The organism is Flavobacterium sp. HJSW_4 (genome assembly GCF_042436695.1).
In the GTDB taxonomy this organism is placed as follows: domain Bacteria; phylum Bacteroidota; class Bacteroidia; order Flavobacteriales; family Flavobacteriaceae; genus Flavobacterium.
Map to the genome: position 1 here is coordinate 171,267 of NZ_JBHNPP010000002.1, position 16,919 is coordinate 188,185.

Consider the following 16,919-nt stretch of genomic DNA (forward strand, 5'->3'; position numbering starts at 1 on the left):
CTAATTACCTAACAGAACACTAATTACCATAAAGTAACTAGTTACCAAAAGGTATCTACTATAATTATTGTAACTGCAATTCGTATTTTTGTAATTGAATTTTAAACAATAATAAAAATATGAAAATAGCAGTAATCGGGACGACAGGATTCGTAGGGACGAATATCACAAACGAACTAATCAACCGTAAACACAGCGTTACAGGAATTTCAAGGAATGTAAAAACAGTAGACAATCCTAATTTAATCACTGTTTCGGCAGACGTTACAGAAGTAAATAAACTTGCTGAAATTTTAAAAGGCAGTGACATTGTGGTTAGTGCTTTTAATGCAGGTTGGGAAAACCCAAATATGTATGATGATTACCTTGCCGGTTCTAAAGCAATTCATGAAGCAGTAAAGCTTGCAGGTGCTAAGCGTTATATTGTCATTGGAGGTGCAGGTAGTCTATATGTTGCTGAAGGTGTACAAGCAGTTGATACGCCAGAAGTCCCGGAAGAATTTAGAGCAGGTGCAAAAGCATCCAGAGATTATTTAAACATACTGAAAAATGAAACGGATTTGGACTGGGCATTTTTCTGCCCGCCATTCGAAATGCATCCACATGTCAAAACTGGAAGAACAGGAAAATATCGCATAGGAACAGATTTCCCTGTATTTAACGATGAAAAAATAAGCATGCTTTCTGTTGAAGATCTGGCCGTTGTAATAGCAGATGAAATAGAAAATCAAAAACACTCCAAACAGCAATTCACAGCGGCTTATTAGACGTAAGTTCTTACTGGATTTAAAAAATGTCCGATACTAAAAAGTATCGGACATTTTATCACCAACCCATATATGTAATAATCCATTATGCTATTAATTTGAGTAATTAGCAAGAATTAATCTCGAGCGGCCAAATATCTTTCAGCATCAAGGGCAGCCATACATCCAGTACCTGCAGCAGTTATTGCCTGACGGTATACCTGATCTGCGGCATCACCAGCCACAAATACACCCGCTACGTTCGTATTAGATGTTCCCGAAGTATTTACTATATAACCTGTCTCGTCTAATGTGACGTATTCTTTAAAAATATCTGTATTTGGCTTATGCCCAATGGCTACAAAGAACCCGGTAGCTGGAATTTCGATTACTTCGCCCGTTGTTTTGTTTAATGCCTTAATACCGTAAACAACCTGACTGTCTCCAAGAACTTCAACTGTATCGTGGTTCATCAAAATCTCTATATTTCCAGTTCTGCGAACACGCTCTTCCATGATTTTAGAAGCTCTGAATTTTTCGCTTCTAACCAGCATCGTAACTTTTTTACAAAGTTTTGATAAGTAATGCGCTTCCTCACAAGCAGAGTCTCCTGCTCCTACAATAACAACTTCCTGATTTCTGTAGAAAAATCCGTCACATACAGCACATGCAGAAACTCCTCCACCGATAGTAAGGTAATGCTGCTCTGATGGCAATCCTAAATATTTTGCTGAAGCACCTGTCGATATAATTACAGTTTCACAATACAATTCAATAGAATCGTTAATCCAAACTTTATGAATAGCTCCAGAAAAATCAACTTTGGTTGCCCAGCCGTCTCGAATATCTGCACCAAAACGTCTGGCTTGTTCCTGTAACTGAATCATCATTTCCGGACCTGTAATACCATCTACATATCCTGGAAAATTTTCCACTTCATTGGTAGTAGTCAACTGGCCGCCTGGCTGCATTCCCTGATATAAAACTGGATTCATATTGGCTCTGGCCGCATAGATGGCCGCTGTGTAACCTGCAGGACCCGAACCTATAATTAGACATTTTATTTTTTCCATAGTCTTTGACATTTTATATGTATATATTTTAATTAAATTTTTAAAGAGCTGCTGCAACACAGCTCCTTGACTTTCATAATTAGCCCTATAATAAAATATAGTAAAAATTACCTGAAAGACATTTTCTAAATTGATTAGACAGAACCGCCATTACAAGACAGATTGCTTACCAACAAAATTTTTCCCCTAAAAAAACTCGACAACAATATAATTCCTAACCATCCAAAATAATAGTAGTTGCGGACCGAATACTTTATACATTCTTTAAAGGCGAAAATAAAGATAATCGAAAAGCCATTTTGTGCCATTTGTCACAGTGCTGTTCAATTTCCATTGATTTTTCGATAGTTCTCTTGTCCATCAATCACTTTTAAAACTAGATTTTCAATATATTTCATAACGTGGTTTTAAGATTTTGCTCTGTATAGGTTTGCTTTTCCAGTTTTGGAAATTAGAACTACTGCTTATGGCTGTACGGAATTAAAACTGTATTTTTACTCTTACAATTAAATCGTAACGGCAGATCTTAATTCCCATATCATTGTTCAAAAGAAAATTCATGGAAAATTGAAAAGTTTTTTTTCACAACCTACAATTCTCAAAATTTGATCTTGTAGCCATATTGAAATTTCTAAAAGAAAATATCTTTATTCATTTATCAAATTTGAATGCCAATTTTTTTTTATGTTTTTCTATTTTGCGAAACATATACGGCACATAAAATTTGATCTACAGTAATTTGAACCAATGTCTAACGTCATCCGCTATAGTATCATTGACTATCAGATTGTCAAATTCATTGGTCATTGGATTGTATAGATATAATTTTTGCCATTCTTCTATATTTAAAACAATATTCCTTATGGCAGTACAAATAAATATTAGCTCCTTGTTTGTCATTGTCGGATGAAGAGAAACCCTTACCCATCCCGGTTTATCAGATAAGTCTTTTTTAAGAATTCCGTCGGTTATTGCCTTCGATTTATCTCTATCAATATTTAGCAGAAAATGTGCATATGTACTTGCGCACGACCAGCCTCCACGAACCTGGATTCCGAAGCGGTCATTCAACAACCTTACCATTAGGTTGTAATGTATATCTTTTACAATGAACGAAACGCAGCCAATTCTTTCCGTCTTCAAATCTCCTAGAATGGTCAGTCCTTCAATTTTATCAAATTCCGAAAAACAAAGATCTAAAAGTTCCTTTTCCCTGTTTTTCATGTTTTCCACTCCCATTTCATCTTTCAGTTCCAGGCATAAAGCAGTTCGTATTACCTGAAGAAATCCGGGTGTGCCTCCATCTTCTTTTACTTCAATTCCATCACTGTAATGGTATCCTCCCCATGGATCCGTACATTTTACATTTCCTCCGCCAGGATTATCAGGAAACTTGGACTGATACAGTTTTTCGTTGAAAACTAAAATACCGCAGGTTCCCGGCCCTCCAAGAAATTTATGTGGAGAAAAGAAAATCGCGTCCAATTGTTCTTCTGAATTTTCAGGATGCATATCTATTTTGACATAAGGTGCCGAAGCTGCAAAGTCAACAAAGCAGTAACCGCCGTTCTGGTGCATGATTTTAGCCAGTTCGTGATACGGTGTAACGATTCCCGTGACATTGGAACAAGCCGTAAATGAACCGATTTTCAACCTTCTTCTGCTGTATTTTTCCACTTCTTGTGAAAGTATCTGCGGATCGACCAGATTGTTTTCGCCGCTCGGTAAAACCACGACATCGGCACTTGTTTCGTACCAGGGTACCTGATTGGAATGATGCTCCATGTGCGTGATAAAAACAACAGGCCTTTCATCCTCGGAGTTTAGTCTTTCACTGTTCAAATTATCCAATGAGCGCAGTCCCATAATACGCTGCAGTTTATTCAGTGCAGCGGTCATTCCAGTTCCTGTGGCAACCAGACAATCTGTTTCCGATGCATTTACATGGTCTTTAATTAATTTTCTGGCATATTGGTACGCATATGTTGAAGCTTTTCCGGTCTGACTGGAAAAGGAATGTGTATTGGCGATCATCGGTCCGATCTTACTGAGCATAATATCCTCTATGGGCCCGTATAATCTTCCGCTGGCAATCCAGTCGGCATATAATAAATTTTGAATACCGTACATCGTTTCGAAACTGTGATTGCTACCGATTGTATTTTCTCTATATTTTAAAAAATAATCTTCTAATTCGCCTGATTTCAACATAAATTCCATTTCATTTTTTATTTTAAACACATTATCATTGAGGTAAGTATCACTTAACCTAATAGTCTTTTGTTATATCTATTTTTGTACTAAGCCGTACTGCAAGCATATTATGCTGACATCATCAATCTGATGCAAGAAAGATTCTCACTATTCGACAGATTAGGATCCTGAACGACAGCAGCGAATGTAGAATATCTTATGGATAATTATTGTGCGTTTTGTCACAGTCGAATGATAATGTTTTCCGAATTCGAGCATTAACTCCAGAGGATGCATCTATTATTGCTGAACAAACAAAAAAATGCTTACTAAACCTGGAGTGCCCCTATTCAATGTCCTCTATATGCATGATCTGGGTATAGCCTTTGGTAATAAGGCTTCTTTTAGTTTATTGATATCCTGATGTTTCCCAATGCTTAGAGTCTAAATCACAAATTTTATGAATTCAAAAAGTTAAAGACGGTTAAATATTTGCAAATTGTTGTCGCGAATATTATATTTGCGACAACAATTTAAAATCATAAAAAATGAGACAGTTAACATTTGCATCACTCCAAGTACAAGACTTAGCAACATCAAAAGAATTTTACGAAAACAAACTAGGTTTCGAAATTGGAGAATCCAACCCGCAGGCATGCATTTTCAAATACAGCAAAGGCGAAGCAAGCTTTGCAATCCGCACACCTCTTGAACCGCTTGATGGCAGAGAACTTGGCATCGGCGTAGCGCTTTGGTTCGCTGTAGAGGAAAATGTAGATGAATTGAAAGAGAAATTTGAAGCGAGAGGAATCACTACTGCAGGTCCGCTCATCGACACTCCTTTTGGACGCGCATTTCATGTGAAAGATCTTGACGGTTATAAACTTACGTTCTTAAATGCGAAGTAAAAACAGATAACTTTCTTAACCTAAAAATACAGTCAAATACCTAACTTTAAAGATAGACAGCCGGCTTTCTAAAGGCAGCCTTTGGAAAAATAATAATTGAAATTTTACCAAAAAAATCATGTGACTAAATGCCGGCTTTTATTAATTTTACAATGAAAGACAGAGAAACAAAATATTGGGTGCTTTCAGCCTCAAAAGACCATGTAAAAAATGCGGTGCTTGAGGAGATCGCGCAGACCTGCCATGGTAAAGCCTCTCCACTGAAACGAATGAAAAAAGGGGACTATTTAATTTATTATTCAGGAAAACAGACCTTAGGAAAACCCGAAAAATGCCAGCAGTTTACAGCTCTGGGTAAAGTTGTGGACGATGACATATTTGAGTTCCAGGTTTCGGAAGATTTTTGTCCTTCAAGACGTAAAATCAGTTTTTTCCCGAGTAATGACATCTCTATTCTTCCATTAATTGACAGTCTGGATTTTATTGAAGATAAAAAAAACTGGGGATCCCCTTTCCGGTTTGGGATTTTAGAAATTAACCGGCAGGATTTTAGTAAAATATCTGCACAAATGATGAATTAAAAATATATGGCCAAAGAAATTGAATTCCATTTTAAGAGCCCAAACGACAGCCCTGGGTACCTGCTCGGACAGCTTACCATGTTATGGCAGCGCAAACAAAAAAAAGTTCTGGATCCATTGGATCTGACACAAACACAGTTTGCATTACTTGCAGCATTAGGCTGGCTTTCAAAAAAAAGCAGTCCAGTCACGCAAGTTGATATTGCCAATCAGAGTAATGCCGACAGAATGATGGTCTCCAAAGTTCTTCGTACACTTGAAGATAAAAAGTTTATAACTAGACGTGAACACCCTGAAGATACAAGAGCAAAAATAATTCAACTCACAAGAAGCGGTGAAACCGTTCTTCAGAAAGCACTTATTGAAATTGAAAATGCAGATATTGATTTTTTTTCCCCGCTGGAGAAAAATCTTTCCTCATTCAACTCTTATGTAGTAAATCTAATTGATGAAAATAAGAGTTTATAGCGTAGCAAATTCTTTTCCCAAACAGATTGAAAATATTCCTTTTTTTGTCACAAATGCTAGTTTTAAAGATGGTTCATCAGTTTAAGTTTTATATCAGAATCGTGGCTTAAAAATTTTGGATGGTATACCTCTTTTGCCTCTAAAAGCTAAGGCGGTTAAAAAAATATTGGATTAAACTTTGATTTATACAGATTTTGGAGTTGCCTTTAAATATGCCACAAAATTTAAGACGACCCTTACGAAATACTTCACCGTTATAAGTTTTGCGGCAAAATCGTGGCACCTACAGTTTGGATTTGCTACCTTTTTCGCCACAAAAAGCTAAGGCGATTCCATAGATATTTCATATTAAAGTTTTGTATCAGAACGGTGGTAAATCGAATTCTGAAACAGGAAATACTCAGTAAAATAAATACCAAAAAAAACAGGTTCAAGTATATTTATGCCAGAGCGTACCTCTTCAAAATCAGAAAACATTTAAATTAAATAAAGAATAGGCAGATTACTTTTTGAAGGGGGGGGACCTGTATGCCACAAAACGCAAACAATTTTTTTCCAATAATTTAATTTGCCCTCACAATCTTCTACTTTAAAAATCCATCTTTATATTTTGATAACTTAACAGGATTCGGACACCAGAAATAGAATAGAAATTGACTTTGTAAAACTCTGAACTGCTTCAATTTGTTTTTACGTCCAAATAACAACCGGGCCGATTTTACAATTTAGGATTGTCTTTTCAACTTTTAGCCCCGATAGCAGTGGAAATCCTTCTGCGCCGGGGTTCGGCGCAAAAGATTACTTCGTCAGTTCGCTACCGCTCGTGTGCAGCGGATAGCGGTATAAAGCTCCTAAAAATAATAATAAACCTAAAATAACATTCCCCCCTCACTACAGGCATGAAATTATGAAAACAGCCAAAATAACCGGCCCTGTCACGCATCACAGATGCATAAAGGATTTAAATGAAAACGGCTATATAAACTACGTCCCTAAAAAAACAGAAACCAGAAAAGCGTCATTTATTTTCCTGTTTAAAAAAGGAGCTGCTATCTTTTGGGATGCAAAAATCAGATCGTTTTTTATACCTACTTAGTAATTTAAATTTTGCGGCAAAATCAAGGCTTAAAGAGCTTAGGTTCGAAACTGTATACTATTTTTTTAATTAAAAAAATAAGCTTTATAACTTTTACTGTTGCCTGCTGTTCCATTGAAGCCAGAAATTGGTTTATATCCGTTTTCTAAATTACAATAAATTCAATTAATTGCATTTACAATCTAATCTATTATCTATGGCGATCTATGATACTCTAATTTTTCTCCGTTTCGCTTAATTGTTCTTCTATCGCATTACGTAATACTGTTGTCAAACTTTTTATGACTAGAGATGAATTATTTGATTGCATCAGAATAAAAATAGATATCTTAGGCAAAACAGGTAAATTTGATGATAAAGGAAAAGCGATACAGTCAAATGGCAGTCCTATTTCTGTTCGAATTGTTATACCTAGCCCAACCCGAATTGCTGCCCATATTCCTGTTACACTACTAGCAGTGAGGACAGGACGCCAACTTAAATTTGCTTTTTGAAGCGCTTCTATTCCGATTTCTCTAAATATACAAGGAGCATCAAATAATAACAAAGGTAGGGGTCGCTCTAAAATGACAGATTCATTTCCATTACCTATCCAACGCAATGAAACTTGCCCTACAGGAATAGCACTATCGGGCACATTTTTGCCAAAATTTACAATTAAATCTAATTTTCCAGAATCTAATTTTTGCATCAATACTTCTTCACGATCTACTATTATCTCTATTTGTATCTGTGGATAAATAAGAGAAAATTGCTCCAATACAGATGTAAGAACTTTTTCTGAAAAATCAATTCGTATTCCCAATCTTACTTGACCAACCGTAGATGCCTCTGTTAAAGCGAGCATTGCTTTATTATTTATATCTAATAATTCTCTCGCATATCCAAGTAATAAATCCCCACTATTAGTTAATCGCCAAGTTCTTCCATTTTTCATGAAAAGTTTATGACCTGTTATTTCTTCTAATCGTTGCATTTGTAAAGTCACTGCAGATTGGGTACGAAAAACTTGGTTAGCTGCTTTTGTAAAACTTTTTAATTCTGCAGCCAATACAAATGTGTGTAATAAATCCAAATCAAGAAAATCCCTAACCATACTTTAATTTTATTAATGCATTTCATTAAAATTATGAATTATGCAAATATAACAAATAGACATAATTTTGAACCAAATTGAAAGAATAAGCTTTTATAAAAACCTAATTAACGACAAATGGAAAAACAGATATACAGCAACAAATCAACTAGCAATCATTTCAAATTGGGTGATTTAGAAATAATTATCATAAGTGATGGTTATCAAATTATGAAACCAGCACATCCAATATTTGGTCCAGATATCAAACCTGAAATTATTAAAGAATTGCTTAATCAAAATTTTAGACATACTGAACATGTTGATCTAGGTATTAACATACTCCTTATAAAAAAAGCAAACCAGTTAATTATGATCGATAGCGGTTTAGGAGATGAAGAATCAACTGCTGGACATTTGCAACAATCATTATTTACAGCAGGTTTCAAAAATACTGATGTAACCGATATTATAATAACTCATTGCCATTTAGATCATATTGCAGGATTAGTAAACAAAAACAAAAAAATATCTTTTCCTAATGCCAATATTTATTTGGCACAAACCGAATATGATTTTTGGACTTGTAAAAACCCTGATTTCTCCAAAAGTTATTTACGAAATAATTTTAATTTAATTTCAAACATGATTTATAAGGTAAGGGATATTTTAAATATCGTAAAACCTAAACTTCAATTAACTAGCTCAGATATTACACTTTTTGATTGCATTCGTTTAATTTCCGCACCAGGACACACTCCCGGACATTTAATTTTAAACGTATTTTCAAACAATGAAAGTTTTTTACATATTGCAGATGTAATTCATTCTGATGTGATTTTGTTCAAGTATCCTGAATGGGGTTTTTTATTTGATACTGATTTTGATCAGGCAGTAAAAACTCGCAAAAATATCCTCGAAATGTTGGCCAATAATAAAATGCTTGTATTTGCATATCACCTACCTTGGCCAGGATTAGGAAATGTAAATCATGACAATGGAACATTCAAGTGGATACCCAAGGCTTTTTTCACACCTTTCAACTAACAATAAAAATATAAAATAAATACAAAAACAATCTATTCCACTTATATCATACAACTTGCATTATGCAAAACAGGAAAATTGCAGGAATTAGCAATAAAACACAATTTATTTACTTTTTGATGCAGCTCTAAAGCCAATTCTATTTTATCTGGATTTGTAATCGTAGCTTTTGGATTTAATCGAACTTCTGTAAAACCTCTGCTTCCATCTGGATTTACTTCTAATGTTGCTTCGGCATTATCCGAGTATTCAAGAACTTTAATTCCATTTTGAGAGCAGACATATAAATACGACATCATGTGGCAGGAAGCCAAACTGCTTAATAATAAATCTTCGGGATTCTATAATTCTGGATCTCCTTTGAAAGCTTTTGCTGCCGAAATATCTAAAACTGATTTTCCTTCAATTTGAATTTGATGACTTTTGCTGTAGAATCTTTTTGAAGAATCTTCATTTTGTTTGGAAGTTCAATTTAATTGTGCTTTGAATAAATGTTTCATTTCGCTAAGTTAAGATTTTCGATGCTTGGAATAAATTAATCTCGCAGAGTGGCAGAGTTTTAATTTTCTTCGTGCCTTCGCGACTTTGCGAGATTAAATCAACTTGCTTCTAAATACTTATGTGATAAAAAACCTCGGAAATCCATAATTAATCCGCTAAATTTGCCCCATGAATTACGAAGACATCAAACGCCATTTTGAAAGCCATCCCCCGCCCAGGGAAGTAAAATGGACCGAGTGGGCGAACATCACCGATACGCAGGTTTTCCTGAAGAGCTGCTACACAACCATCCGCAACTATAACGGTCCTGTGGACCGCTGTCCGGCATGGTGGCATCTGAGGGATTTCTATATCCTGATGAAAAAGACTTCCAAAGAGCAGGCACCTGCACAAGGAAACGCATTGGAGGAAAATGCTGCGCAAGAAATCGCGGCAGATCAGACAACGATGCAGACCAATACGGACACCGCTTCCCAAGAAGAAATTTCCGAGGCGGAAGACGAAACCGCCATCTAAAAAAGACCTTAAAATTCACCTGCTTTATTATAGAACGACAGCCCTGCTTTTCATCGGCAGAGCTGTCTGCATCAAAAACTGTTACAACATTCAGCCATGAGAGATTTGCGGGAGAATCTTGGCACAGTGATTTTTGGGCTTACTATCATTTTGCCACAAAAAAAAAATTGGACAATAACTGCCTCATACAGATTTCTAATTAGATTAGATTAAATCCCGCAAAAATTAAATTCTGACCACCTTAGGCTGTTTCCAGGTACCATTTTGAAGGGGGGAACTGTATGCCACAAAACGCAAACAATTTTTTTCCAATAATTTAATTTGCCCTCACAATCTTCTACTTTAAAAATCCATCTTTATATTTTGATAACTTAACATGATTGGGACACCAGAAATAGAATAGAAATTGACTTTGTAAAACTCTGAACTGCTTCAATTTGTTTTTACGTCCAAATAACAACCGGGCCTATTTTACAATTTAGGATTGTCTTTTCAACTTTTAGCCCCGATAGCAGTGGAAATCCTTCTGCGCCGGGGTTCGGCGCAAAAGATTACTTCGTCAGTTCGCTACCGCTCGTGTGCAGCGAATAGCGGGATAAAGCTCCCTAAAAATAATATCAAACCTAAAATAACATTCCCCCCTCATTACAGGCATGAAATTATGAAAATAGCCAAAATAACCGGTCCTGCCACGTATCACAGGTGCATAAAGGATTTAAATGAATACGGCTATATAAACTACGTCCCTAAAAAAAATAGAAATCAAAGAAGCTTCATTTATTTTCTGGTTTAAAAGTGGAGCGGCTATTATTTGGACTGCAAAAATTAGATCCGTTTTTTATACCTATTCAGTAATTCAAATTTTGTATCAAAATCGTAGCGCATGATATTTTTGAATACAGGAAATTCAATAAAATCAAGATCTGAAGAGTTTAGGTTCGAAACTTATACAGTCTTAAATGCCTCTTGTAGTTCAAACAACGCCAGAAATTGATTTATTTCCGTGTTAAAAAAACTAAAAATTGAGTATTCATTAGAAATACAAAATTGGATTGTAATGTACCGTTTTTGATAAACAAAGTAGAACAAAAGACTATTGTGAAATTTGTCTTCTGCGCATATCTCTTCAATCCCCATTTGGTTGATTGACATCTCGAGCCAGTGTTTTATTGCATCACTTTTCCGTTTGATTATTATGTTTAGCCGCCCTTTGAGGCAATATTGATTGAGGCAGTCGGCTTAATATCAACAATATAACTATCAGACAAAATATGTGGATTAATATGACGTATGTAAAGGCTTTATAGAAATTTGTAAAATCCACGTTGTCGTTTAAAACATAATAAAATACCCCACCTGTTAAAGCTATTCCTAAAGCACCAGACAGCTGCTGTAGTGTTGAATAAACACCCGAAGCGTTTCCAATCATATTTTCAGGCAAACCTTTCAGTGCAATATTGGCTAATGAAGGCAATACCAAAGCAACACCGATACCATGTACCGTCATCACGGCGTAGTTGGCAATGCCCGTATTTTGATAATAAAAGAGTAGAAGCTGTAAAATTAGTGCGCAGATAATCATTGCTGTTCCGACAATCAGCACATTTTTTCCAAAGCGAAGTATTAGTCCGGCAGAGTACGATGAAGCAAGGATAAAACCGCCTCCCTGAAATACAATGAAGTACCCTGCCTCTATCGGTGATAACCTTAGACCGTCCTGTAAAAAGATGGCAAGTACAAAAAAGTAACCGTCCAGCATCAGCATAAAAATTGCGACTGCAAATATACCCATTTTAAAATTTCCATACCTAAAAAGTGCCAAATCAAGCAAAGGTTCTTTTTGCTTCTTTTTCCTTTGTTTTTGTCTAACAAAAAAACACAAAAGAAGCACCAATGAAATAGTTAAAAGTGTACCAACAAGGCAACTGTCCTGCTCTAATCCAATAGTAAGAGATAAAATCAGCGTAACAAGTCCTATACTCAATAGACAGGCGCTTGAATAATCCATTTTTAATGAAAATCGGTCTTTGGAAAGAGGAAGAAATTTATTTGCAAACAGCATAGTTACGGCACAGACAGGAATGTTGATCAGAAAGATATAGCGCCAAGATTGGTCAACAACTATGGGATTCAATTCAACAAGAAATCCCCCAAGAAACTGCCCTAACATTGTTCCAATACCGATGGCAATGCCATACCAGCCAATGGCATAAGTTCTTTCCTTATGGTCTTTGAAAAGGACCTGCATATAGGATAATACCTGTGGGGACATGAGACCTGCGCTCACACCTTGAAAAAACCTTGAAAGGATAAGCTGTCCAGACGTTTGAGCCAAGCCGCAACATACTGAACTTAGCATAAAAAAGAACAGGCCTAAAAGTAAAATTCTTTTTCTCCCATAATGGTCTCCTGCTTTTCCACCAATGATGAGAAATGAAGCAAATCCGATCATATACATCGCTACCACTAATTGCACTTCTGCGTGGGCAGCATCTAGCCCATCCTGAATAGAAGGGATAGCAATATTTACAATAAATATATCCACTATCGTGAGCATGTGCGCCATCAATAGGATGAGCAACGAAACTTGTCTACGGTTTTTAATTTTCATATTATATAGAACAATCTATCTATTTTAAGGTAAAAAAATTAGAAAATCTGCTTGATAAATTTCTTGACAGATTTGAGATCATCCGTATTTCCGTGGATACCGGCTGATACTACGGCTCCCTCAATGGTCAGAAAAATGGTATTGGACAACATTTCTTTTTTCATTGAAAGATTTTCCATTTCCCCTATTTCACCAATTATTTTTTCAATAAAATCCCGCTGATGCTGCTTATGCTTGCTTATTAATTGTTCTACACGCTGATCTTTTCTGCCCATCTCCGCATTGATTTTGATAAAATGACAACCTAGACAATCTGCCTGCTCTTGAAGTTTAATACGGTAATCTATCAATTTAAGAATTTTGAGAACAGGCGTTTTCTCGTCCTGCAGGCAGAATTCCAGATTAGTAAAATAGGTCTCTGCCTGCTTTTCCAAATAATGGCAAAGAAGATCGTTCTTCGATCTGTAATGCTTATACAGCGAACCGATGGCAATATCCGCTTCGGCAATTATTTGGTTTATTCCTGTTGCATTGAAGCCCTGATGATAAAACAGTCTAGATGCCGTGTCAAGTATCCTTTCTTTTACACTGTATTTCCTGCTCATATTTCTATTTTTTTGTAAAAATACGATAAAAATAGATAGATCTATATATTTTTTTTGACCAAAATAAAAAACGGTGTACAGCGATTTTGAAAAAGGATTTTAACCACTTCGCTATTTTGTTGAAAAAGGCAAACCATCAATATCTAAAGCAACTCAACGAGCGAACGACCACGCTTAGTTTCGCTATTTTTATAACACACCTCATTATATGAAGACTGACTAGGTTAGTTGAATTCATTGGAAAAATTCAATACTCATGTCGATCCATTTGTTGTTGCTCCCTCTAGATCAGGATTTCTAAGCTTTGCAAAAGGCAAAACTACTCCCGCATCAATGTCTGGTCAATTCTCCCAAACACTACACCAAAGATGTTCATTTTTCCGAATTATCCAGTCCAGCAAATACATCATGTATACCTTGCACAAAAAAACTTTATTGTCTTCACCAGTTTTAAGCTCTCACCGCTAAAAATTTCAACTATACAGACCAGACGGTACAACTACAAGACTTATAAATGAAAAAGCTTTATATGCTATAGTTTCTAGTGTTGAATTTAAAATAAATATTCCATTGATAGATTTATAGTAAACGATAAAGTGTTCTAAAAGACTTAAAATGGAATATGCAGATAATCCTCCTTTTTAACAAACAACAACATTAAAATTTACTATTTGGAAAAATCGAATTACTTAACCTGCCTCAAAAGGTACAGTGTTTTTTAAAGAAATTTCACTCGTAGTTATTTATGTTAATCAATCCTATAAAATGGAATCCGCTTTTTAGCCCCGATAGAATCGGAAATCCTTCTGCGCCGGGGTTCGGCGCAGAAGATTGAAACGGATAGCGGGAACAGCTTCTAAAAAAAATATAAACCTAGAAATAATACAAACCTAAAATAATATTAAAGTAAAGTAATATTAAATTAAGATAATATTAGCAGCCTGCTTATTAATGGCATACTAATTAAAACCATTAATACAGCAGTCCAAAAAAACGCCCGGCTTCCGCCCTTACAAATCTAGTTTAGTTGGTTATGGTTATAGTCTGTGAAAGCTCCTGGGATGCGATAAATGCCGCTATGTACTGGCGCACCTCATCTCCCATCTGCTCTGGAATTTCAAAAGTATTGAGATGGAACACCTCATCCAGATCCTCTATGTGTATGATCTGGGTATATCCTTTGGATATCAGGCTCCCTTTTAACTTCAAAAGGCTCCTCTGCTCTTTCGGGGCCGGATCCTTTCTCACCTTCATTGTTATTGTCTTTTCCATGTGCAGCTACCGGCTCCTTTCTGTTTTATTCAAATATAGGCTTTTTAAGCTTCCCGGAAAACATCCCAGCTGTTAAAAAACAGTATGCAGGTGCAATACAGCGCTAAATGGTATCTTTTTTCTGTTTTAAGGGCAGTATGAGCGTAAAGACAGACCCTTCGCCGGTCTTCCCGGATGCCGTTATGCTTCCCCCATGCCTTTCTGCGATCTTGCGGCAGAGCGAGAGCCCCAGTCCGCTGCCCTCGTACTGGTCTTTGGAGTGCAGGCGCTCAAAGGCGGTGAAGATCCTTTCGCTGAAATCATTCTCAAGACCGATGCCGTTGTCTTTTATCAAGATCCGCACCTTACGGTCCTCTGCCCCGTCAAGGATATCAGAAGTGATCACGACCCTTGGAGGCACCTCGGCTCTGGAGAATTTAAGAGCGTTGTGCACAAGGTTGTATAAAAGCTGCTGGATCAGGACTCTCCCTCCCTCGATTGAAGGGAGCCCATCGCTTAAAAGAACTGCATTTTTTTCCTGAATGACAAGCTCCAGATCGGTCTTTATCTCTTCGAGCGCCTGCTCCAGGTCGATAAGCTCCACAGGCTGCTTTTTCTTTTCGGCGCCCGAGTACGCGAGGATCCCTTCTATCACATTCTGCATGCGCTGGGCCGAGTGGTCGATCTTATCCAGATAGAATGCGGCTTTCTCATTAAAGGTGCCCATCACCTCGTTTCTGGTCCGGCTGATAAAAGTCCTGATCTTGCGCGCCGGCTCCCTGAGGTCATGGCTGACCAGATTGGCAAAATGAAGCAGTTCGTCGTTGGAGCGGCGCAGTTCCTTGGTTTTCTGCTCTGCCTGGCTTCTAAGCTGCTCCTCCATGGCTTTCTGGCGTCCGATGTCCTCTATCACTCCTGTGATCTTGGCCGGTTTTCCGTTCTGGTCCCTTATAATTTTCCCGGCAATCTTGGTCCAACGGATAGTCTGGTCTTCGTTCAGGATCCTTGCCTGATAGGAGATCAGGCCGGTCTGCTCCGCCTCAAGGTGCGCCTGCTCCCTTACGGCAATGTCATCCGGATGGAGCTTTGCCATTATCTTCTCATTTGTAATGGGTCCTTCTATATTCCAGAAGGACCTGAAGTTACCCGATGTGGCAATTCTTCCCGTAGCCAGGTCTATTTCATAGGTTCCCATTCCTGATGCCTCCAGAGCCATCTGGAGCTGCTCCGAGGCGCTCTGCGCGGTTTCTTTTGCCTGATGAAGATCGGTGAGGTCCACACCGGTATTCATGATCCCGTATACCTCTCCCTTGGAATCGAAAAGCGGTATAAAGCTGTAATTGAAATAGAAGGTCTTCAGCTCCCCGTCCATTATAAGATCCACCCTTTTCTCCCTGGCATGGAAAGGCTGTCCCGTATCGTACGCCCATATGGCTTCTTCGAAAATCTGCTGCTTTCCGATTTCAGGGACCACCTCGAAATAGGTCCTGCCTATCACGGCATCCCCTTTGCCCCAGGTATGGACCATTGCCTGATTGGCAAGCTCGATCCTCAGTTCCTTTCCGGTATAGACCCCGATGGGCTGTGGCGCGTGATCCACTATGTCTTTCAAAAGCTGCAAGGTTGTTTCCATTTCGGCATTTTTTTTACCCGGGCAATCTACGGCTGATTACGGGCAGTATTGTTATATCAATTGGTTTGGTTTTTTCAAAATTGCGACTACGGACAAGCATTAGGGCAGATGTATCAGGGAAACACCCTCCCTGCAGGCACTGGGATCCGACCTGTAATGAAGGAATAATAGATGCCCTTTTGTTCCTCTCCAGACCTTCCCAGCCTCCCTTCATGACCAGCGCGGCCATATCTTGAAGGCCGGAGAAAGCCGATGGCTTCAGGGCATAAAAATCCGCCCCAGTACAAAGCACTTCTCCAGGCTTTCCTTTTTGCTGTCAGCGGTATAAATGTCAATCTTCGGATCAGCACCTCAGTACTTTCTCACCGCTTCTAGGTACGCAGATCCATCCATGACCCGCAGAAAGATATCCATAAACATATAATGGGAAAGCCTCCGTCTCTTTTCAATAATGCTCCAGCAGCACTCTGCGCTGCAGAGCTGCAGAACCTCAAAAGGCACATCAAGAGCCAAATGCGCCTCATGGAGCAGCATAAGGCCATAGGGATGATGGTCCGTCAGGCAGATAATCTTTTTGGAGTTTTCCAATTCAGGCATTATTTACAGTTTCCTGCC

13 protein-coding genes and 1 pseudogene are annotated in these 16,919 nt (G+C 37.7%); 6 read left to right on the plus strand and 8 right to left on the minus strand.

What is annotated here, in order from left to right; genetic code table 11:
- The first annotated feature begins 119 nt into the window (after positions 1-119).
- Positions 120-767 carry an NAD(P)-dependent oxidoreductase gene (locus tag ACE01P_RS02535; protein WP_379693747.1) on the plus strand — a complete coding sequence of 216 codons (648 nt, stop codon included), beginning with the start codon at positions 120-122 and terminating at the stop codon, positions 765-767.
- Positions 768-883: 116 nt separating this feature from the next.
- On the opposite strand, the gene trxB is transcribed toward ACE01P_RS02535, so the two are convergent.
- Both trxB and ACE01P_RS02545 read right to left on the minus strand, forming a co-directional pair.
- Entirely contained in the window at positions 884-1,831 is a 948-nt protein-coding gene (trxB, locus tag ACE01P_RS02540; protein WP_379693749.1) for a thioredoxin-disulfide reductase, read from the minus strand.
- Between the two features lie 717 nt (positions 1,832-2,548).
- Positions 2,549-4,039, minus strand: a complete 1,491-nt coding sequence (locus ACE01P_RS02545) for an aminotransferase class V-fold PLP-dependent enzyme (protein ID WP_379693751.1) — start codon at positions 4,037-4,039, stop codon at positions 2,549-2,551.
- Positions 4,040-4,560: 521 nt separating this feature from the next.
- Here ACE01P_RS02545 and ACE01P_RS02550 point away from each other — a divergent pair.
- The 3 genes from ACE01P_RS02550 (at position 4,561) to ACE01P_RS02560 (ending at position 5,969) form a co-directional block, all read left to right on the plus strand.
- A complete protein-coding gene (locus ACE01P_RS02550; protein ID WP_379693754.1) occupies positions 4,561-4,920 on the plus strand; it encodes a VOC family protein in 360 nt (119 codons plus the stop codon).
- A 152-nt stretch (positions 4,921-5,072) separates the two neighbouring features.
- A complete protein-coding gene (locus ACE01P_RS02555) occupies positions 5,073-5,501 on the plus strand; it encodes an EVE domain-containing protein (protein ID WP_379693757.1) in 429 nt (142 codons plus the stop codon).
- Positions 5,502-5,507: 6 nt separating this feature from the next.
- On the plus strand, positions 5,508-5,969 hold the full coding sequence (locus tag ACE01P_RS02560) for a MarR family winged helix-turn-helix transcriptional regulator (protein ID WP_379693760.1): 462 nt from the start codon (positions 5,508-5,510) through the stop codon (positions 5,967-5,969).
- Positions 5,970-7,279: 1,310 nt separating this feature from the next.
- On the opposite strand, the gene ACE01P_RS02565 is transcribed toward ACE01P_RS02560, so the two are convergent.
- Complete coding sequence (locus ACE01P_RS02565) at positions 7,280-8,161, minus strand: LysR family transcriptional regulator (protein WP_379693762.1); 882 nt, start codon at positions 8,159-8,161, stop codon at positions 7,280-7,282.
- 117 nt (positions 8,162-8,278) lie between these two features.
- On the opposite strand from ACE01P_RS02565, the gene ACE01P_RS02570 reads away from it, so the two are divergent.
- Positions 8,279-9,187, plus strand: coding sequence for an MBL fold metallo-hydrolase (locus ACE01P_RS02570; protein ID WP_379693764.1), 909 nt, complete (start codon positions 8,279-8,281; stop codon positions 9,185-9,187).
- A 41-nt stretch (positions 9,188-9,228) separates the two neighbouring features.
- On the opposite strand, the pseudogene ACE01P_RS02575 reads toward ACE01P_RS02570, so the two are convergent.
- Positions 9,229-9,687 (minus strand): annotated as a pseudogene (locus tag ACE01P_RS02575) (OsmC family protein).
- Between the two features lie 169 nt (positions 9,688-9,856).
- Here ACE01P_RS02575 and ACE01P_RS02580 point away from each other — a divergent pair.
- A complete protein-coding gene (locus tag ACE01P_RS02580; RefSeq protein ID WP_379693766.1) occupies positions 9,857-10,204 on the plus strand; it encodes a DUF6965 family protein in 348 nt (115 codons plus the stop codon).
- A gap of 1,174 nt (positions 10,205-11,378) precedes the next feature.
- On the opposite strand, the gene ACE01P_RS02585 is transcribed toward ACE01P_RS02580, so the two are convergent.
- The 4 genes from ACE01P_RS02585 to ACE01P_RS02600 form a co-directional block, all read right to left on the minus strand.
- Positions 11,379-12,815, minus strand: coding sequence for an MFS transporter (locus tag ACE01P_RS02585; protein ID WP_379693772.1), 1,437 nt, complete (start codon positions 12,813-12,815; stop codon positions 11,379-11,381).
- A 38-nt stretch (positions 12,816-12,853) separates the two neighbouring features.
- A complete protein-coding gene (locus ACE01P_RS02590; protein ID WP_379693774.1) occupies positions 12,854-13,420 on the minus strand; it encodes a TetR/AcrR family transcriptional regulator in 567 nt (188 codons plus the stop codon).
- Between the two features lie 1,023 nt (positions 13,421-14,443).
- Entirely contained in the window at positions 14,444-14,692 is a 249-nt protein-coding gene (locus ACE01P_RS02595; protein WP_379693776.1) for a hypothetical protein, read from the minus strand.
- A 103-nt stretch (positions 14,693-14,795) separates the two neighbouring features.
- Positions 14,796-16,304, minus strand: coding sequence for an ATP-binding protein (locus tag ACE01P_RS02600; protein ID WP_379693778.1), 1,509 nt, complete (start codon positions 16,302-16,304; stop codon positions 14,796-14,798).
- Positions 16,305-16,919: the final 615 nt, after the last annotated feature.